The 18,427-nt window shown below is 73.2% G+C and carries 15 protein-coding genes; 6 read left to right on the top strand and 9 right to left on the bottom strand.

The window, feature by feature from the left end; genetic code table 11:
- Nucleotides 1-13: 13 nt before the first annotated feature.
- Nucleotides 14-610, bottom strand: coding sequence for a hypothetical protein (locus ACFQO7_RS15385; RefSeq protein ID WP_376806963.1), 597 nt, complete (start codon nucleotides 608-610; stop codon nucleotides 14-16).
- A 373-nt stretch (nucleotides 611-983) separates the two neighbouring features.
- Here ACFQO7_RS15385 and ACFQO7_RS15390 point away from each other — a divergent pair, with 373 nt between their 5' ends.
- The 5 genes from ACFQO7_RS15390 (at nucleotide 984) to ACFQO7_RS15410 (ending at nucleotide 8,754) form a co-directional block, all read left to right on the top strand.
- Nucleotides 984-2,726, top strand: a complete 1,743-nt coding sequence (locus ACFQO7_RS15390; RefSeq protein WP_376806964.1) for a VWA domain-containing protein — start codon at nucleotides 984-986, stop codon at nucleotides 2,724-2,726.
- Between the two features lie 181 nt (nucleotides 2,727-2,907).
- Nucleotides 2,908-3,396, top strand: coding sequence for a hypothetical protein (locus ACFQO7_RS15395; protein WP_376806965.1), 489 nt, complete (start codon nucleotides 2,908-2,910; stop codon nucleotides 3,394-3,396).
- A 36-nt stretch (nucleotides 3,397-3,432) separates the two neighbouring features.
- A complete protein-coding gene (gene aspT, locus ACFQO7_RS15400) occupies nucleotides 3,433-5,136 on the top strand; it encodes an aspartate-alanine antiporter (RefSeq protein ID WP_376806966.1) in 1,704 nt (567 codons plus the stop codon).
- 103 nt (nucleotides 5,137-5,239) lie between these two features.
- A complete protein-coding gene (locus tag ACFQO7_RS15405) occupies nucleotides 5,240-6,463 on the top strand; it encodes an FIST signal transduction protein (protein WP_376806967.1) in 1,224 nt (407 codons plus the stop codon).
- Nucleotides 6,460-8,754: a putative bifunctional diguanylate cyclase/phosphodiesterase gene (locus ACFQO7_RS15410; protein WP_376806968.1), complete on the top strand. Its 2,295-nt coding sequence runs from the start codon at nucleotides 6,460-6,462 to the stop codon at nucleotides 8,752-8,754. The genes ACFQO7_RS15405 and ACFQO7_RS15410 overlap by 4 nt, the downstream gene beginning before the upstream one ends.
- A gap of 7 nt (nucleotides 8,755-8,761) precedes the next feature.
- On the opposite strand, the gene ACFQO7_RS15415 is transcribed toward ACFQO7_RS15410, so the two are convergent.
- On the bottom strand, nucleotides 8,762-9,112 hold the full coding sequence (locus ACFQO7_RS15415; RefSeq protein WP_376806969.1) for a DUF2203 domain-containing protein: 351 nt from the start codon (nucleotides 9,110-9,112) through the stop codon (nucleotides 8,762-8,764).
- 210 nt (nucleotides 9,113-9,322) lie between these two features.
- On the opposite strand from ACFQO7_RS15415, the gene ACFQO7_RS15420 reads away from it, so the two are divergent.
- The gene (locus ACFQO7_RS15420; RefSeq protein ID WP_360528512.1) at nucleotides 9,323-9,820 is read left to right on the top strand and encodes a DUF6232 family protein; all 498 of its coding nucleotides are present in this window, start codon (nucleotides 9,323-9,325) and stop codon (nucleotides 9,818-9,820) included.
- A 161-nt stretch (nucleotides 9,821-9,981) separates the two neighbouring features.
- On the opposite strand, the gene ACFQO7_RS15425 is transcribed toward ACFQO7_RS15420, so the two are convergent.
- From ACFQO7_RS15425 to ACFQO7_RS15455, 7 genes are all read right to left on the bottom strand, one after another.
- A complete protein-coding gene (locus ACFQO7_RS15425; protein WP_376806970.1) occupies nucleotides 9,982-12,678 on the bottom strand; it encodes a PEP/pyruvate-binding domain-containing protein in 2,697 nt (898 codons plus the stop codon).
- Nucleotides 12,679-12,714: 36 nt separating this feature from the next.
- Nucleotides 12,715-13,203, bottom strand: coding sequence for a MarR family winged helix-turn-helix transcriptional regulator (locus ACFQO7_RS15430; RefSeq protein ID WP_376806971.1), 489 nt, complete (start codon nucleotides 13,201-13,203; stop codon nucleotides 12,715-12,717).
- A gap of 26 nt (nucleotides 13,204-13,229) precedes the next feature.
- Nucleotides 13,230-13,832 (bottom strand): histidine kinase, encoded by a 603-nt coding sequence (locus tag ACFQO7_RS15435; protein ID WP_376806972.1) that lies wholly within the window; start codon nucleotides 13,830-13,832, stop codon nucleotides 13,230-13,232.
- Nucleotides 13,833-14,041: 209 nt separating this feature from the next.
- Nucleotides 14,042-15,007: an L-histidine N(alpha)-methyltransferase gene (gene egtD, locus ACFQO7_RS15440; protein WP_376806973.1), complete on the bottom strand. Its 966-nt coding sequence runs from the start codon at nucleotides 15,005-15,007 to the stop codon at nucleotides 14,042-14,044.
- On the bottom strand, nucleotides 15,004-15,738 hold the full coding sequence (gene egtC, locus ACFQO7_RS15445; RefSeq protein WP_360528494.1) for an ergothioneine biosynthesis protein EgtC: 735 nt from the start codon (nucleotides 15,736-15,738) through the stop codon (nucleotides 15,004-15,006). The genes egtD and egtC overlap by 4 nt, the downstream gene beginning before the upstream one ends.
- Nucleotides 15,738-17,039 carry an ergothioneine biosynthesis protein EgtB gene (egtB, locus tag ACFQO7_RS15450; RefSeq protein ID WP_376806974.1) on the bottom strand — a complete coding sequence of 434 codons (1,302 nt, stop codon included), beginning with the start codon at nucleotides 17,037-17,039 and terminating at the stop codon, nucleotides 15,738-15,740. The genes egtC and egtB overlap by 1 nt, the downstream gene beginning before the upstream one ends.
- On the bottom strand, nucleotides 17,036-18,259 hold the full coding sequence (locus ACFQO7_RS15455) for a glutamate-cysteine ligase family protein (protein ID WP_376806975.1): 1,224 nt from the start codon (nucleotides 18,257-18,259) through the stop codon (nucleotides 17,036-17,038). The genes egtB and ACFQO7_RS15455 overlap by 4 nt, the downstream gene beginning before the upstream one ends.
- Nucleotides 18,260-18,427: the final 168 nt, after the last annotated feature.

An 18,427-nucleotide genomic window follows, 5' to 3' on the forward strand; every position in this document is an offset into this window, starting at 1 on the left:
GCGCGGCCTGCCGTCAGGGGCGCAGTGTGCCCGTGGGCGGCAGGCCGGCGGACGCGGTGACGTGCACGGCGGTCGTCCACCAGCGGCTGTCGAGGCGGCCCGCGGCGGTCCAGTCGATGACCCAGTCGAGCATGCACAGGGGCGGCTCGTCGTAGCTGTCGGGCAGCGGCAGCAGGGTGATGCCGCCGTCGGGCTCGACGTAGCCGTCCAGCGGCAGTTGCCGGGGCATCGCCAGGCGCGAGGGCAGCAGCTTCCACGCCCGGTGGGACGGGTAGCTGTGGTCGGTGGCCCAGGTGTCGATGATCCCCGCCCGGACCAGCGGCCGCAGCAGCGACGCGGTGTCGGTGCACAGCCGATCGCGCTTGGGCTGGTACGGCGTGAAGCTGAGCAGCCGCGCCCGGGTCAGCTCCACGCCTCCCCGCGACCCGTCCTGCTCGCCCGCCCGGCGGTCCCAGGACGAGCCGTTCCGGTCTCCGTCCCAGGGCTCGGGCTGTCCCGCCCACCCGGCCGGCGGCTCCACCGGGCCGCCGGGCTCGTCCCACGACTCGGACGCGTCGGTCCCGGGCTGCTCCGAGTCGGCCTGCTCGCGCCGCCGGCGACCGCGGCGCACCTGCCGGTCGTAGGACTCGGCGAGCGCGGTCTCCGGGTCACCGCCGGCACCGTATCGGGCCCGATGAGGGGCGGTATCGGCGTGAGATATGTCATCCAGGGCGATTCCGCCGGTTCCGCCCGGAGGGTCCGCCGCGGGCCGCCGCGCCGAACCTCGCATTCGGGACGTCCACATCGCCGCACCTCCAGAAGTCCCGGGGAATGGGACGGGACGGGATGAATTCCGGTCCGCCAGAAGGAGTAACGGGTGATCTTTCCGTCGGGTTAGCGGTGTTCAGGCAGTACAGAAGGTCGATTCAAGAAGTTCCTTCCCGGTAACATTCGTCCGAACGTATGTGGCGAGACGCCTTCACGTTGACGAAACATAGCTTCTTGTGCCGGGCCGCCATCGCAACACACGTCGTCTCCACCCCGTCACCAGCGCCATCGCCGCGGTCTTCGCGGTCGCGCTGGTCGTCTCGGGTGCCTTCCTCGTCTACCGCCAGCTCGCCGAGCCGGCCTGCTCCGGGGAGGCGTCGCTGACCGTGGCCGCGCCGCCGGAGATCGCGCCGGCGCTGCAGGAGACCGCCGCGGCGCTCTCCGCGCAGAAGGCCGAGATCGACGGGGCCTGCATCGCCGTACAGGTGACCGCGGCCGACCCCGCCGACGTGGCGGCCGCTGTCGCCGCGCTGCGCGGGCTCTCGCTGACCGGCGTCGGCCAGCCCAGCGGCAGCACGCAGGTGCCCGACGTCTGGATCCCGGACTCCGCGACCTGGCTGGCCCGGGTGAGCGCCGCCGCCCCCAACACCGCCGTCCAGGAGGCGCCCTCGATCGCGCGCAGCCCGGTCGTGGTGGCCATGCCCGAACCCGCGGCCACCGGCCTGGGCTGGCCGTCGGCGAAGCTGACCTGGCCGGCGCTGCTCCAGCAGATGACCTCCGGCACCAAGCTGCACGTCGGCATCGTCGAGCCGACACGCGACTCCGCCGGCCTGTCCGGCCTGCTGGCCATGGCGTCGGCGGCGAGCACGTCGCCGAACGCGCAGGCCGCCACGACCGGCGCGCTGCGCACCCTGGCCGCGGGCCGCTCCGTGCTGCGCCAGGACATCCTCGCGCGCTTCCCTCGCGCCAACGACCCCGCCGCGATCGCCTCCGGGCTGGGCGCGGCCCCGCTGTCCGAGCAGGCCGTCATCGCCTACAACGCGGCGAAGCCGCCGGTGCCGCTGGCCGGGCTCTACCTGGAGCCCGCGCCGATCGCGCTGGACTACCCGTACGCCGTCATGCCCGGCATCGAGCCGGAGCGCCAGGCCACGGCCGCCCGCATGCTGGAGGCGCTGCAGACGCCCACGTTCCGCGACCGGCTCGCCAAGATCGGCCTTCGCGGGCCGGACGGCGGCTTCGGCACCGGCGCGACGACCCCGCGCGGCGCGCCCGAGGTCATGGGCGCCCCCGCGCCGGCCGCCTCGCCGACCGCCGCGACCACCACCGCCGCCGTCGAGCGCATCCTGTCCACCTGGGTGGCCGTGACGCTGCCGGCGCGCATGCTCGCCGTCATCGACGTGTCCGGTTCGATGCTGCAGCAGGTCGCCACCGCGGGCGGCGCGACCCGCGCCCAGGTCACCCTGGAGGCGGCACGGCGCGGCCTGGGGCTGTTCGACGACTCGTGGGCGGTCGGCCTGTGGACCTTCTCCACCGAGCTCGACGGCAGCAAGGACTACAAGCAGCTGATGCCGATCGGGCCGCTGGCCTCGAACCGCACCAAGATGCTGTCGACGCTGGCCGCCATCAGGCCCAAGCCGACCGGTGACACGGGTCTCTACGACACGATCCTCGCCGCGTACCAGACCGTGCAGAAGGACTGGGATCCCGGCCGGGTCAACTCCGTGGTGCTGATGACCGACGGCGACAACGACGACAACAACGGCATCTCGCACGAGGCGCTGCTGGCCAAGCTGAAGGAGATCGCCGACCCGGCGCGTCCGATCCAGGTCGTCATCCTCACCATCGGCGACGTCAGCACCGACCCGCTGAACAAGATCACCAAGCTGACCGGCGGCGGCGTCTTCTCAGCGAAGGACCCCGCCAAGATCGGCGAGATCTTCCTCAAGGCGATCTCACTCCGCTCCGGCCAACCCAGCTGACCCACCCCGGGGGCGGCCCTCACCGCCGCCCCCACCCCACCTGGCGCAACTCTTAAAGACTTGCGGCCTCGGATCACCTCCGAGGCCGCAAGTCTTTAAGAGTTGCGGCACGAGGGGCGGCCCGCGGCCGCGGGGCGGGTGGGCAGGCGTGGCGGTCGGTGGGGCGTGGGAGTATCCGAGGATGTTGAGTGGGGAGCTGCGGCGCCTGCCGGCGGTGGCACGCGGGATCGCCGAGGCCGCGGTGGACGCGGTGGACGCGGCACAGGCACGCGACGCCGAGGCGCTGAACGAGGCGGCCGACCGGCTCGCGGCCGCCGACACCGAGCACGTCGGCCTGGTCCTGGGCAGCGTGGTCCGCGCGCTGCTGGAGGACCTGCACCCGGACGGGCTGGCCGGCGAGGACATCCAGGACGTGCTGGAGCAGTGCGTACGCGACACCCTGTCGTGGACCGCGGACCTGGACGTGGACACCCTGGTCACCGTGCTGACCGGCGCGCTGGGCGTGCACCAGCAGGAGGACGGGGCACCCCGGCCCGACCCGCGCAGGCTCGCCTGGCACGCGCCGGTGCTGCTGGCCTACCTGCTGACGGTCTCGGGTCGGCGGCTGGAGCCGTACCTGGCGGCCGCGTTCGCGGAGATCATGCGAGCCGAGACCGTGGAGATGCCGTAGCCGAGCACACCCTTTGTCCTAATATGAGGTGAACTCATGGGGCGGGGGTGCGCGGTGCTCGACTGGCTGGGCGACCTGCTCCGCAGCACCCCGGGGCTGGCGCTGTTCACCTGCCTGGCAGCCGGCTTCGCGCTGGGCCGGGTGCGCTTCTGGAAGATCACTCTCGGCGGGGTGGCCGGCACGCTGCTGGTCGCGCTCGCCGTCGGCCTGCTGAACGTCACCCTCAGCCCCGAGCTGCGCAACGTCGCCTTCGCCCTGTTCATCTTCACGCTGGGCTACCTGGCCGGGCCGTCGTTCTTCGCCCACCTCAACCGCCGGGCGCTGCGGTACGCCGTGTTCACGGTGATCCAGGTGGTGACCCTGGTCGCCCTGGTCTGCCTGACGACGCTGGTGTTCCGGCTGGACCAGGGCACCGCGGCCGGGCTGCTGGCCGGCGGCACGACGTCGTCGTCGGTGCTCGGCACCGCCGGGGAGGCGATCGGCGCGCTGCCCGTGGGCCCGGAGCGGGTCCGCGAGCTGCAGTCCAACCTGGCCACCTCGTACTCGATCGCCTACATCTTCAGCCTGGTCACGCTGATCATGTTCACCAGTCAGCTGGTGCCCATGCTGATGCGCGTCGACCTGCGCGAGCAGGCCGACGCGCTGTGGCGCAAGCTGGGCGGCGAGCCCGAACGCTCAGAGAGCACGAGAAGGGCCGTGCCCGGCGTGGTGGGCCGGGTGTACGTGGTGGCCGCCGCGCACGGGCGCACCCTGGCGCAGCTGACCGAGGAGCTGGGCGACGGCGCGGCGGTGGAGCGGCTGCGCCGCGGCGGCGAGATAACCCCGCTCGAACCCGGCACGGTGCTGCAGAACGGGGACCGGCTGGTCGTGGTCGGCCACCGCGAGACGCTGATCCACGCGGAGCGCCTGATCGGACCGGAGACACTGGGCACCGGCGGCGACCCGCTGAGCCTGGACGTGGTCGAGGTCGTCATCACCGACCCGCGCTACCGCGGCTGGACCCTGGAGCAGCTGCACCGGCAGGTCCCGCCGCGCGGCGTGTTCGTCACCGGGCTGTCCCGGATGGAGCACGACCTGCCGATCAAACCGTCGACCGACATCACCACCGGCGACACGGTACGGCTCACCGGCGCGACGCACGACCTCGCCGCGTACACCCCGTTGCTCGGGGTGCGGATCAACCCGGCGGTCAAGGCGGATCTGAGCTTCATCGCGCTCGGGGTGGTGGTGGGCATCCTGGTCGGCAAGCTGGCCATGCCGGTGGGCGGGGTGCCGCTGGCGCTGGGCATCGGCGGCGGCTGCCTGTTCAGCGGGCTGTTCTTCGGCTGGCTGCGGGCGCGGCACCCGACGTACGGGCAGTACCACCCGGCGGCGGCCCAGGTGATCCAGCAGTTCGGGCTGGCCACGTTCGTGTGCGCGGTCGGGCTCGGCGCCGGCCCCGCCGCGATCTCCCTGATGAAGCGCTACGGGGTGCTGCTGCCGGTGGTGGCGGTGCTGGTCACGGCGATCCCGGCGCTGCTGAGCCTGTGGGTGGGCGGCCGGCTGATGAAGCTGCCCGCGCCGCTGGTCGCCGGGTCCATCGCGGGCCAGCAGTGCAGCACCCCGGCGGTCGACGCGGTGCGGGAGGCGGCGGGCAACACCACGCCGCTGCTGTCGTACACCATCGTCTATGCCTTCTCGGCGGTGCTGCTGCCGCTGCTCGGGCCGCTGATCGTGGCCCTGTCGGGGGCGCTGCCATGAGACGTGATCTTTGGCGTACCGCCCGGTTAGCGAGTTATGGTCGCTTTGTGAAGTGCCAGGTCAGGCGGCCCGCGAGGCCCTCCGTCGGGTGCCAGGAGTGATCATGCCGGCCGACATACCCGCGCCCCGGCCCGCCGCCGTCCCGCCTGCCACCGAGCCGCTGCGCGTGGGAGTGGGCCACAGCAACGCGGCCGACGCGGTCACCGCCGGGCGCGCCGCCGCCGCCGAGGCCCTGGCGGGCCTGAACGGCACACCACCAGAACTGATCATCGTGTACGCCTCCGTCTCCTACGACCTGATCGCCCTGCTGCACACGATCCGCCGCGCGACCGGCAAGGCGCCGCTGGTCGGCGCGACGACCAGCGGGCAGTTCCACGACGGCAGGCTGATCGACCCCGGCCTCGGGGTGTCCGTGCTCGCCCTGTCCGCCGGGCCCTACCGCTTCGGCACCGCCTCGGTCACCGGCGTCACCGAGAACGGCGACGACGCCGGGCAGCGGCTGGCGCGGGCCGCCCGAACGGCCGCCGGGCCGGAGCCGTCCGCGCACGCCGCCGTGCTGCTGCTCACCACCGGCCTGGCCGGGCACCAGCAGGAACTGCTCAACGGGGTGCACAAGGTGGTCGGCGCGCCGGTGCCCGTGGTCGGCGGCAGCGCCGGCGACGACCGGCTGCTCATCCGCACCTGCGTGTTCGAGAACGACAACGTGCTCACCGACGGCGGGGCCACCGCCGTCTGGATCGCCTCCCCGACGCCGCTGGCCGTGGTCGCCGAGCACGGCTGGCACGACGTGGGCCTGCCGCTGCTGGTGACCAAGTCCGACGGCCTGGTCATCCAGGAGATCGCCGGCCGCCCCGCGGTCGAGGTGTTCCGCGAGCACTTCCACGACGAGGTCGACTTCGAACGGCCCGGCCTGATCAAACCCGCGCCCGGCTACCTGTCCGCGTACGCCTTCGGGCTCATCCAGCCCGACGGCAGCAAGATCGTGCGCGGCGCGTACATCGACTCCGACGGCGAGCTCAAGACGTTCAGCCCGCTGCCGCTGTACGCCCCGGTGCAGATCGTCTCCTGCAAGGCCGAGGACCTGCTGCGCGTCACCGGAGACGTGGTCCGGCAGAGCCTGGCCGGCCGCGACGCGTCGGTGCTGCTCGCATTCAGCTGCGTGGCCCGCCTGGACGTGCTGGCCGAGCAGGGGGCTGAGGAGGCGGCGCTGATCCAGGACGCGGCCGGCGACGTGGCCACGTTCGGCTTCTACACCTACGGCGAGTTCGCCCGGACCACCCGCGTCGCCGGATACCACAACGCGACACTGACCGCGATCGCGCTGTGACCGCCGCCGTGCCCGCCGACAGCGAGACCGAGCAGCTCAGACGGCAGCTTGCCGAAGCCGTCGACGCGGCCCGCGACGCCTACCGCGACACCACCCGCCTCATCCAGCTGCTGGACCTGCTGGGCCGCCCGGCCGAGTCGGCGGAGCTCATCGGCGACATGCTGAACGTGCTGTCCGACGCCTTCTTCGCCGACGTCGTCTGCATGGCCGAGGTGGCCGGGGACCGGCTCGTCGTGTCCGGGTCGTGCGGGCTGCCCGAGGACGACCAGGCGTACGCCGACGGCTGGCCGGTGGGCGAGGCCGCGCGCCACACCCTGGCCACCGCCGAGCCGACCGCCCTGCACGGCGAGGTACGCGGCGACGACGTCCCGGGTTCGGTGGCGGGCCTGGGCATCAGGTCGGCCGCCTGGATCCCGCTGTCCGCCCAGCGCTACGCCGACAGCCTGCTCATCCTGCTCCGCAGCCTCGACCAGCCGTTCGCCGTCGCCGACCTGCGCATGCTGACCTCGGTCGCGGTCCGCCTGCGTCTGGCGCTGGACGAGCGCGAACACCACGCGGTCATCGAGCAGCTCGCCCACCACGGCCACCTGCTGGCCCGGCACCTGGAGGTGCAGCCGCTGCTCGACGAGGCCGCCGGGCTGCTGCTACAGCTCACCCGCGCGGACCGGGCCTGGGTGGTCACCGTCGAGGGCGGCGAGGGGCGGCTGCGCGCGCACCGCGGCCTGCCGCCGGAGATCACCGCGGCGTGGCCCGTCCTCGCGCAGAGCATCGACGACCTGCCCGCCTGCGACTCAGGGCTGCCCGAGGTGCTCAAGGTCGCGGTCGCCCGGGAGAACGGCGCCACCGCACTGCTGTACGCCGGACGCGAGCAGCCCCGCCCGTTCGCGCCGGGCACCCACGACATCATGACGATCTTCGCCAACCACCTCGGCGTCGCGCTGACCAATGCCGAGCTGTATCACGCGCTCGCCGAACGGGTCACCCGCGACCCGCTCACCGGGCTGGCCAACCGCAGCGCGCTGGTGTCGCACCTGGACACCCTGCTGTCCGCCGACGACCCGACCCGGGTCGGCGTGCTCTTCTGCGACCTCGACGGGTTCAAGTCCGTCAACGACCTGTTCGGCCACGAGGCCGGCGACGAGCTGCTGATCCAGGTCGCCGACCGGCTGCGCGGCAGCGTGCGCCCCGACGACCTGCTCGCCCGCTTCGGCGGCGACGAGTTCGTGATCGTGCTCGACCGGGTCAAGCAGCTGTCCGAGGTCGCCGAGATCGGGGCCCGGGTCTGCGCCGACCTCGACGACCGGCTCGTGGTCTGCGGCGAGCAGGTGCACGTCTCCGCCAGCATCGGCGGCGTGCTCGGCGTACGCGGCAAGGCCACCCCCAGCACCATGCTGCGCGACGCCGACGCCGCCATGTACGTCGCCAAGGCCCGCGGCAGCGGCCAGGTCGAGGTGTTCGACGAGGACGCCTCGCACCGCTCCCGCGACCGGCTCGACCTACGCGCCGAGCTGCTGCTCGCCCGCTCTCGCGGCCAGCTGCACCTGGCGTACCAGCCGATCTTCGCGCTCGACAGCCGCGCCATCGTCGCCTTCGAGGCGCTGCTGCGCTGGACCCACCCGCACCACGGCACCGTGCCGCCGGACGTGTTCATCCCGCTGGCCGAGGAGACCGGGGCCATCGTCGAGATCGGCCAGTGGGTGCTGGCCCAGGCCTGCCGCCAGCTCGCCCAGTGGCACCGGCTGCCCGAGGGCCGCGGGCTGGGCATGAGCGTCAACCTCTCCCCCGTGCAGCTGCACCAGCCGCAGGCCGCCGAACGCACGCTCGACGTCATCCGCGCCGCCGGGCTGCACCCCGCCGACATCTGGCTGGAGATCACCGAACACAGCTACCTGCGCCACGAGGTCACCGAGTACGCCGGGGCGCTCGGCGCGGCCGGGGTGCACCTGGTGCTCGACGACTTCGGCACGGCGTACTCGAACCTGAGCTACCTCAAACGGCTGCCGATCGAGATCTTGAAGATCGACAAATCCTTCGTCAGCGGCGTCACCGGCCCCGGGGGCGGTCACCTCGACCTGAGCATCGTGCGGGCCATCCTGGCCATCGCCGACTCGCTCGGGCTGGTCGCCATCGCCGAGGGCATCGAGACCGAGGACCAGCGCGCCGCCCTGCGCGCCCTGGGCTGCCGCCTCGGCCAGGGCTACCTGCTGTCCCGCCCGCTCCCCGCCGCCCAGGCCGGGCTGCTGCTGCGCCCCCAGTCGCAGATGCCCGCCCGCGCCCATCGCGTCGGCTGACCAGGGTTCAGCAGGGACGGCGGCCCGCGAACCCGGTGTCGCTGCGGTGGTACCAGTCGATGCCCTCGTCGCCCTCCAGCCAGCACCAGCGCACCGCGCGGCCGTCGAGCTCACCCGGGAAGTCCAGCAGCAGCGGGGCGAAGCCCTTGACCTCGATGTCCTGGTCGGCGATCTCCTCCAGCGCGGCGTAGAGCCGCGCCTCCAGCGCCTTCGCCTCGGCCAGCCCGCCCAGCTCGCTGTGCCCGCCGGTGTCCAGATCGGCGCGCAGCTCGGCGAGGTCGGCCCGTACGCCGACGAGCTCTTCGAGCCGCGGCATCAGCGCGGCGAGCCGGGTGCGCGCTTCGTCCAGGGTGAACATCATCCCAGTATGTCGACCCCGCGCCAGGCCACCGCACGAGGGCCGCCGCCCGCCCATGATCGCTCGACTTGCCAGGCAGGTGGGCGGAAGCGGGCCCAAGATACGCACGGGTGCCGGGCAAGTCGGACGATCAAGGGGCCGTGGATTCACTCACGGACGACTTGGTCACTCTGCGCGATCCTAAGACAACGCTGAAGCGTCGGAGGGGTCGTGATCACCTACTATCGTGATGAGACGGTGGCGGTGACCTCGACGTATGTCCAGGTCGAGGACCGCCGGTTCCGCCTTTCCGAGCTGCGTTACGTCTGGCACCGCCAGGAGCGCCCGGACTGGCGGGTACGCCGCCGCACGGCCGGTCGCGGGATCCTCAACCTCCTGATGATCCTGTCCGCCTTCGCCGGGTTCATCGCGCTGGTCGGGTTGATCGCAGCCGCATACGGGGAATCCCGCGTCGCCGCCGCGCTCGGCAGGCTGCCGTTCCCGCGGGACACGCTGCTGCTGGTCGCGGTGCTGCTGCTGGCACTCGGGCTGGTGCCGCTGCTGTGGGAGTGGGCGCTGCACCGCGTCGACGACAGCTACGACCGCGGCAACGCCATCTACGAGGCCTGGGCCGAGATCGGGGGCACCCAGGTCCTCCTGCTCCGCATCGACGACGCCGCCCGCTTCGGCAAGATCTACCGAGCCCTCCAACGCGCCCTCGGCCAATGACACTGGACCGACCACACCCACCCTCCCCACCTGCCGCAACTCTTAAAGAGTCGCGGTCTCGCCGCCCCGCCGACGCCGCAAGTCTTTAAGAGTTGCGGCAGGGCGGCAGGGGGCAGGGCGGCAGGGGGCAGGGCGGCGGGGCGGCGGGGCGGGATGGGCGGTCAGGTGAGGGTGATGGTGCCGGCGGCGCCGTCGACGGCGATCTGTTGGCCGGTGGCGATGAGGTGGGTGGCGTCGGGGACGCCGACCACGGCGGGGATGCCGTACTCGCGGGCGACCACGGCTCCGTGCGAGTTCGCCCCGCCCATCTCCATGACCAGGCCGCCCGCGGTGAGGAACAGCGGGGTCCAGCCGGGGTCGGTGGACGGGGCGACGAGGATCTCGCCGGGCTCCAGGTGCGCCCCGACCGGGTCGAGGATCACCCGGGCGGTCCCGGTGACCCGGCCGGCCGAGGCGGGAGTGCCCACGAGCGCCCCGTCGGCGCTGCCCGCGGTCGGCTTCGCCTGCGGTTCGGTGCCGTCGGACAGCAGCACGCGCGGGATGTGGCGGCGGCGCAGTTCCTCGTCGTACGCCCGGCGGCGCGCCTCGACCAGGTCGCGCTGATCCGTTCCGGACAGTGCCGCGCGGGCCTCGGCGAGGTCGAGGAAGAACACGTCGTCGGCCTGCCGCAGCCGCCCCTCCTTGGCCAGTTCCGCGCCGACCAGGGCGACCTGCTGCCGGCAGGCGGCGATGATCCGCACCATGTAGTACTTCGGCAGCTCGCGTACCCCGGCCAGCATTCGCGCCCGGCCGAGCATCGTCCGCACCACCTTGCCGCGCAGGCGGCTGCGCTCGGCGGCCCGCCCGGCCAGGGTCTCGACCATCGCCTCGGCCTCGGCCGCGCCCTGGGCGAACAGCCGGTCGGGCGTCAGCGCGGCCCCGTCGGCCGGGTCCATCCGCAGGTAGTTGGCGAGCACGCCGAGGATGTAGCGCGGGTCGTCGGACCAGCGCGGCATACCCATGTCGATCTCCGCGACGGCGCGGTGGCCGTACCGGGCCAGGAACTCGGCGATCCCGGTCTGCGCCGCGGCGGGCATGGTGCCCGCGCCGTACCGGTGCGCGAGCTCGTCGACCTTCGCCGACCCGAACAGTCGCGCGGTGGCCTCGTCGGCGCGCAGCCGGACCGCCAGGTGCCACAACTCCAGGTCCATGTCCGTGGTGACGTTGTGCGGGATGCCGCGCAGCACGGCCTGCACGTCACCGACGGCGGCAGCGGACCCGAGCAGCTTGTCGGCGATGCCCAGCGCGGCGAAGCCGGCCGCGGCCACCGGCATGACGCGGGGCAGCAGCGGAACGATCTCGGTGCCGAGCACCGTCTCGACGAAGTCCAGGCGCTGCGCGGCGGAGGCCTGCTCCGGCGCGGCGAGCCGGCGCTCCAGCTCCACGCCGACCCGGTCCACCGCGGCCAGCCCGCGCTGCGGCTTGACCAGTGCCCCGACCAGCTTCAGCGGCACCCGGTGCTGCGCGGCCACCGCGCCGACCCGGCGGACGAACGGCAGGCGTGAAGGGCGCGTGTTCGAGAACCGGGGGTCCTCGAACAGGTTCAGGAAGATCGCCGCGGAGCGGGCCTCCATCACCCCGAGGATCTTCGGGAGCAGGGTGCGGCCCATGCTGCTGCGTACGGCGGTCGTGACGTCGATGAAGACGCGCTGCCCCGCGGGGGCGAACACCGCGGGCCCGGCGAGCGGGTCGGCGACGCCGAACCCGAACAGACGCGCGGCCGACGAGGCCAACACCCGGAACGCGGCCATGCCCATCGGCGTGATCGGACGGTACAGCCCCTGGGCCACGCTGAAGCAGAAGTAGGCCCGGGTGTCCGTGCCGGGCGCGGGGGCGTGCTCGGGCAGCGGGAACAGTGTCGTGATGGGACGGGCCTGGGTCAGCCACAGCACCCCGTCGCCGTCGATGGCCCACTCGGTGTCCTGCGGCGTGCCGTAATGCGCCTCCACCCGGTCGCCCAGCGCGGCCAGCGCGAGCACCTGCGCGTCGGTGACGCAGGCGGTGTCGCCGCCCGCCGGCAGGGTCACGTGCTCGGTGCCGCCGCCGGGCAGCGACCGGACGGCCAGCCGTTTGTCGCCCAGCCGCCGGTCGAGGATGGCCGCGTTCGCCGTGTCCACCACGAAGTGGTCCGGGTTGACCGCGCCGGAGACGACGGCCTCGCCGAGGCCGGGGCTGGCGTCGATGACGGCCTGGCGGCGCCGCCCGGTCACCGGGTTCGCCGTGAACAGCACCCCGGCCACCGCCGAGTCCACCATGCGCTGCACGACCACGGCCAGCCGTACCGTGCGGTTGTCGATGTCGTTCGTGGCCCGGTAGACCACGGCCCGGTCGGTCCACAGCGACGCCCAGCAGCGGCGTACCGCGTCGACGACCGCGTCCTCGCCGACGATGTTCAGGTAGGTGTCCTGCTGTCCGGCGAAGCTGGCGAACGGCAGGTCCTCCGCGGTCGCCGAGGAGCGCACCGCCACCGGCACGTCGTCGCCCAGCCGGGCGTACCCGGCGGCGACCGCCGCGGCGATGTCCGCCGGGATCGGGGCCGCCAGCAGCGCTTCCCGCGCCCGGCCGGCCAGCGCCGTCAGCGCGGGCACGTCGGTCGGGGCGGTGCGCGCCAGCGCCTCGTGGATCTCGTCGAGGTGCGCCGTGCCGGCGACCACCCGGTACGCCTCCGTGGTCAGGCACAGGCCCGGCGGCACCGGCAGCCCGGCCCGCGTCAGCACGCCCAGGTTGCCGGCCTTGCCGCCGACCACCGCCAGCATCTCGGCGTCGATGTCGGCGAAGTCGAGGACGAGGTCGGTGGCCGGGCTCAGCGTCGCGCTCATGCCGTCACCTCGCCGCGCTCGTCGCCGCCACGGGACTCAGCCCACATGGTCTGCTCCCTGCGCTCGCTCATCCAGGTGCCTCCTCGAGGCCTTGCCGAGCAGCGCCATCGCCTCGCTCACCTGGCGCTGCTCGTCGTCGGTCAGGTACGTCATCAGCTGCTGCTGCGCCTGCGCCCGGACGCGCTCGAACGCGCGCAGGTAGTCGCGGCCGGCCCGGGTGATCCGCAGCCGCTTGGCCCGGCGGTCGGCCGGGTCCTCGGTCCGCTCGATCCAGTCCCGCCGCACCATGTGCTCGACGAGCCGGCTGGTCACCGACATCGAGCGGCCGAGCTGCTCGGCGAGGTCGCGCACGGTCGGCTCCGGGCCGCTGTCGAGCACGTAGAGCGTGGCCATCTGGAGCAGGTTGGGCTCCTCGTCGCCCATCCGGCGGACCAGCCCGAGCAGGAAGTCGGGGATGAGCGCACGCCGGAACAGCCCGATGTCCTGGGCGAGCTGGTCGAGCTGCGGCTCCACGGCGACCCCCAATTGTTTGCGCCTTCGCAACTAATGCGTTAACGCAAGCTTAACGCGCCCTCCCCTCGCCAAGTCAACGCATGATGAAATATTCGCCGAGTAACGCCCGCCACAGCGCGCTCTGCCCGTTTCGCCCAGCCGCCCCGGCTCTGGCTCAGGGCCTGGGCTTCGGGGACGGTCTGCAGCGCCGTCGCGGTGACGACGATGTTGCTCACCCGGTGCGCCACCACGTCGTGCATCTCGCGGGCGATCCGGGCGCGCTCGGCGCGGCGTGCGGTCTGCGCCATCATGTCCCGTTCGCGCTCCAGGTCCCCGGCCCGCTCCCGCAGGCTGACCACCAGATCCTGGCGCACCCCCGCGGCATAGCCCGGCAGCAGCGGACCGAGCGCGAACGACAGGGTGTACGCCCACGCGCGCACGTCGGGGGCCGGCCCCTCGGCCGCCGACAGCGCCTGAACGCCCACCCCGAACACCGCGAGCACCCCCAGCTGCCACCAGAGCCGGGTGAAAACCCCCATCGTGTACATCATCACCGCGAACGCGAAGAACGCCAGCAGGTGGCAGACCGCGACGAACACGGTGACCAGCAGCGGCCACCGCCGGCGGCCCAGCAGGGACAGGCCACCGGCGATGGTCAGCACCTCGCCCGCCGGCGACAGGCCGAGCAGCCCCGGCGAGCTGACGCCGACCAGTTCGTCGAGCTGGCCGACGAGCAGCGCGACGGCGGTGACGACGAAGTCGAGCCAGGTCAGGCGGGGCTTCTCGACGGCCTCGCCGGGCAGCCGGGGGCCGCAGATCCCCCATACCCGACATTCTCACCACCGACGCAGCGGCGCAGGGGCCGAACCGGCTACTCCACCGCCCGCGCCAGCGTCACCGCGAAGCGGCCCTGCGGGTCGGTCCACCAGCGCGCCGCCTCGAAGCCGGCCCGGGACAGCTCCGCCTCGACCCGCACCCGGTCGAACTTCGCCGACACCTCGGTGCGCAGCTCCTCCCCCGCCTTGAAGTCCACGTCCAGGTCGAGCGAGGGCACCTCCACCCGCATGTCCCGGGTGGCCCGCAGCCGCATCTCGATCCAGTTGTGCTTCGGGTCCCACAGCGCCACGTGCTCGAACGCGGTCAGGTCGAAGTCCGCGCCCAGGTTGCGGTTGAGCACCCGCAGCACGTTGAGGTTGAACTCCGCGGTCACCCCAGCCGCGTCGTCGTACGCCGCGACCAGCGTCTGCGGGTCCTTGACCAGGTCGGTGCCGAGCAGCAGCCACTCGCCCTCGTGCAGCACGTCGCGCAGCTCCTCCAGGAACGCGGCCCGCTCCAGCGGGGGCAGGTTGCCGATGGTGCCGCCCAGGAACACCACCATCCGGCGGCCACCCTCGGGGATGCGGTGCAGGTCGTGGCTGAAGTCGCCGACGATGCCGTGCACCTCCAGGTCCGGGTAGTCGCCGTCGATCGCCTTGGCGGCCGAGCGCAGCGCCGTCTCCGACACGTCCAGCGGCACGAACTGGGCCAGCGTGCCTGTGTCGTGCATGGCGTCCAGCAGCAGCCGGGTCTTGTCCGACGAGCCCGAACCCAGCTCCACCAGCGTCTTCACGCCGGTCTCCCGAGCGATGTCGGCGGCGTGCTCGGCCAGCACCGCGCGCTCGGCGCGGGTCGGGTAGTACTCGGGCAGCTTGGTGATGCGTTCGAACAGGTCGCTGCCGTACGCGTCGTAGAAGTACTTCGGCGGCAGCCACTTCGGCGACGAGGTCAGCCCCTCGCGGGCGTCCTCGCGCAGCTGCTCGCTCAGGTCGTCGGGTGTGAGGTACACGTCGAGCTTCATGATTCCTCCACGGTGTACGAGGCCGGGTGCGCCACCACCAGTCGGCGGTCGGGCACCTGCACCCAGCCGGGGTCGTCGTCGAAGGGCTCGGAGGCGACCACCACCCGACCGGGCGAGTGGTGGACCGCCAGCGCGTGCCCGAAGGTCGTCGCGTACGCCTTGTCTCCGTCGGTGAGCAGCAGGTTCAGCCGGGAGCCGTGCGCGGCGGCGCTCACCTCCGCCACCGTCGCGCGCAACGCGTCCGCCGGGCCGTACCCGGCGCGCAGGCGGTTGCGCACCAGCACCCACACGAACGCGGCGTCCGTGGGCGCGTCCATCGTCATCAGGTCCGTCACCGGCAGCCGCTCGGCGAGCTTCGCCACCGTGTCCGGCCAGCCCGCGACGAAACCGTTGTGGCTGAAGAACCAGCCGTCGCCGCTGAACGGCGCGCAGGCGTCGTCGGTGACCGTCAGGCCCGGCGTCGCCGAGCGCACCGCCGCCAGCAGCGAGCCGGTGACCGTGACCCGGGCGATCGCGGCGAAGTTGCGGTCCGTCCAGATCGGCACCGCGCGCCGGTAGCGCACCGGTCCGGCGGAGGTGTACCAGCCCACCCCGAAACCGTCCACGTTGATCGTCCCGCCGCCGCGCATGTCGCGGGGCGCCCAGGACTGGTGCTGCAGCCCGTACGGCGGCTCCACCAGCAGGGCCGCCAGCGGCACCGGCGGACCGAGATAGACCAGGTGGCGGCACATCAGGCGGCCAGCTCCCCCGGTCGCGGGTCGCGGGCGCAGCGGAAGCCGCTGAAGATCTGCCGCCGGATCGGGTAGTCCCAGTTGCGGAACGTGCCCCGCACGGCCGCCGCGTCGGTGCCGAACGAGCCGCCGCGCAGCACCCGGTAGTCGTCGCCGAAGAACACCTCGGAGTACTCCCGGTACGGGAACGCCCGGAACCCCGGGTAGCCGCCGAACGGCGAACTCGTCCACTCCCACACGTCGCCGATGAGCTGGTGCACACCCGCGGGCGAGGCCCCGGCCGGGTACGCGCCGACCGGCGCGGGCGACAGGTGCCGCTGGCCGAGGTTCGCGTGCTCGGGCGTCGGATCGTCGTCGCCCCACGGGTAGCGCCGCGAGCGCCCGGTCGCCGGGTCGAGGCGGGCCGCCTTCTCCCACTCGGCCTCGGTGGGCAGCCGCCGCCCGGCCCAAGTCGCGTACGCGCTCGCCTCGTGCCAGTTCACGTGCACCACCGGCTCGTCGCCCACGATCGGCTCCCGCCGCCCGAACCGGGTGTACGTGCCGTCGCCGTGCCAGTGCGCCGGCCCGGCCAGTCCGGCCTCCTGCCGGTGCGCCCAGCCCCGCTCCGTCCACCAGCGCGGGTCGTCGTACCCGCCCGCGTCGATGAACGCCTGGTACATCGCGTTGGTGACCGGGGCGCGGTCGATGAAGAACGGCGGCACCTCGACGGCGTGCGCGGGCCGCTCGTTGTCCAGCGCCCACGGCTCCAGCGAGGTGCCCATCTCGAACGGGCCGCCAGGGATCAGCGCCTCGCCCGCGACGATCACCCGCGAGCGCGGAGCCGGTTCGGCCACCAGCACCGGGTCGCCGGTGCGCAGCTGGTGCGTGGCCAGCATCGTCTCGTCGTGCTGCTGCTCATGCTGGATGATCATCCCGAAGGCGAAGCCCTGCTCCACCAGCGGACGGCCCGCCAGCTCCACCGAGTCGAGCAGGTCCAGCACCTTCTCGCGCACGGTGCGCACGTACTCCCGCGCCTGCGCCGGTCCCAGCAGCGGCAGCTGCGGGCGCTCGCCACGCGGGTGCTTGAACGCGTCGTAGAGCTGGTCGATGTCGGCGCGGACCGGCTCGCGGCCGCCCACGTCGCGCACCAGCCACAGCTCCTCCTGGTTGCCGATGTGCGCCAGGTCCCAGACCAGCGGCGACATCAGCCGGGAGTGCTGGCGCACCAGGTCGTCGTCGTCCACCGCGTCGGTCAGCCCGACACTGCGCTGCCTGGTCCGGGTCAGTTCGGCGGCGGCCCGCTCCCGCAGTCCGGTGCTCATCTCAGTCCTCCTTCGCGCAGCCGCCGCTCCACCACGGCCGCCACCGCCTCGACGGTCGCGGGCGGCAGGTCGGTGTGCTCCAGTGCGCCGCAGGCCAGGTCCAGCAGGCGCGGCGCGACCGCGGCGATCGCCGGATCGGCCAGGCCGTGCCGGGCCGCCTGCACCCAGCGCCCCGCCGCGGGCGCGGCCAGCGCCGCCGCCGCGTCGACGGTCTCCTCCCGGGCGAACAGCGCCACCAGCACCGCGACCGGGGCCACCCAGTCCAGACCGGACTGCATGTCCAGGTAGCGCACCTCGAAGTAGCCGCGGGCGCGTACCGGCGGGAACATCGTGCTCACGTGGTAGTCGAGGTCCGCATAGGTCGGTGCGGGCGTCATCGCGCCGCCGATCCAGTCCGCGAACGTGATCCCGGGCGGGACGTCCCACGAGCCGTCGTCGCGGCGTACGCACAGCACGGGTGTGTCCAGCACCCGCCGCGCCCAGCCGGCCACCGGATCGGCGTCGTCGGCCGGCGGCCCGTTGCGCATCGGGTCGGCGGCCAGGCAGGCCCGCATCCGGGCCGACGCCCAGCCGGTGTCCGTGCCCGCGGCACGCGCCGAGTTGGCGAACGCGGCGACCAGCGCCGGGCCCACCGCGTGCAGCGCCCGCCAGCGCGGCGCGACCCGCTCGGGCAGTCCCGCGTCGAGGCACACCTGCACGCTGGCCGTCCCGCACATCCACTGCCTGCCGTACGGGCCGAAGCGGTCGAAGACGCGCTCCATGGTCGCGTACCGCGGCGTGTCGAGGATGCGGCCCGGCCGCCGGTGGGCGTCGCAGCCCTGCCCGTCCAGTGCCAGGCCCGCGCGGTCGAGGAGGCCGGTCAGCTGCTGAAGATCCGCCATGGTGGCGTCGAGCAGCCCGGCGAGGGAGTCGCTGGTATCGGTGGAGATCTCCACCTGCCCGCCCGGTTCGAGGGTGACCCGGCCGCCGTACGGCAGCGGAGTCTGCGGGCTGTCCGGCACCAGGCTGCGCGGGGCGTGCTCGCCCAGCGCCGAGCCGAGGACCCCCGGATCGACCGGCCGCGCCGGATCGTCCAGGTGGTGCGTGGTCCACTCCAGCTCGATGCCCACCCGCCCCGGCGGCCCCGTCTTGAAGCACACCTTGGCGACGTACCCCTCGGCCTCCGCCCGATCCGCGATCCGCACCCCCGCGTCCCGCACCACCTGCACCACCGCACTCACCCCCGCCCATCCACCACCGGCCCGTGAGACCGCCCAACCTACTCCCCCAACCGCACCCCCACCCCGTTCTTTCACGTTGATCATGAACTTATGGCAAGGTTCGACGGCGTGTCGCTGCCCTAACTTCATGATCGATGCCAGGCGGATGGGGCGGGGCCGACTGTGGGA

This window comes from Catellatospora aurea (assembly GCF_042663325.1).
Lineage (GTDB): Bacteria > Actinomycetota > Actinomycetes > Mycobacteriales > Micromonosporaceae > Catellatospora > Catellatospora aurea.

What these genes read in the sequence shown, in the direction of transcription:
- ACFQO7_RS15415 (WP_376806969.1), bottom strand. Translation starts at nt 9,112, where the DNA reads ATGTTCACCCTGGACGAAGCGCGCACCCGGCTCGCCGCGCTGATGCCG.
- ACFQO7_RS15405 (WP_376806967.1), top strand. Translation starts at nt 5,240, where the DNA reads ATGCCGGCCGACATACCCGCGCCCCGGCCCGCCGCCGTCCCGCCTGCC.
- aspT (WP_376806966.1), top strand. Translation starts at nt 3,433, where the DNA reads ATGGGGCGGGGGTGCGCGGTGCTCGACTGGCTGGGCGACCTGCTCCGC.
- egtB (WP_376806974.1), bottom strand. Translation starts at nt 17,039, where the DNA reads ATGAGCACCGGACTGCGGGAGCGGGCCGCCGCCGAACTGACCCGGACC.
- ACFQO7_RS15425 (WP_376806970.1), bottom strand. Translation starts at nt 12,678, where the DNA reads ATGAGCGCGACGCTGAGCCCGGCCACCGACCTCGTCCTCGACTTCGCC.
- ACFQO7_RS15395 (WP_376806965.1), top strand. Translation starts at nt 2,908, where the DNA reads ATGTTGAGTGGGGAGCTGCGGCGCCTGCCGGCGGTGGCACGCGGGATC.
- egtC (WP_360528494.1), bottom strand. Translation starts at nt 15,738, where the DNA reads ATGTGCCGCCACCTGGTCTATCTCGGTCCGCCGGTGCCGCTGGCGGCC.
- egtD (WP_376806973.1), bottom strand. Translation starts at nt 15,007, where the DNA reads ATGAAGCTCGACGTGTACCTCACACCCGACGACCTGAGCGAGCAGCTG.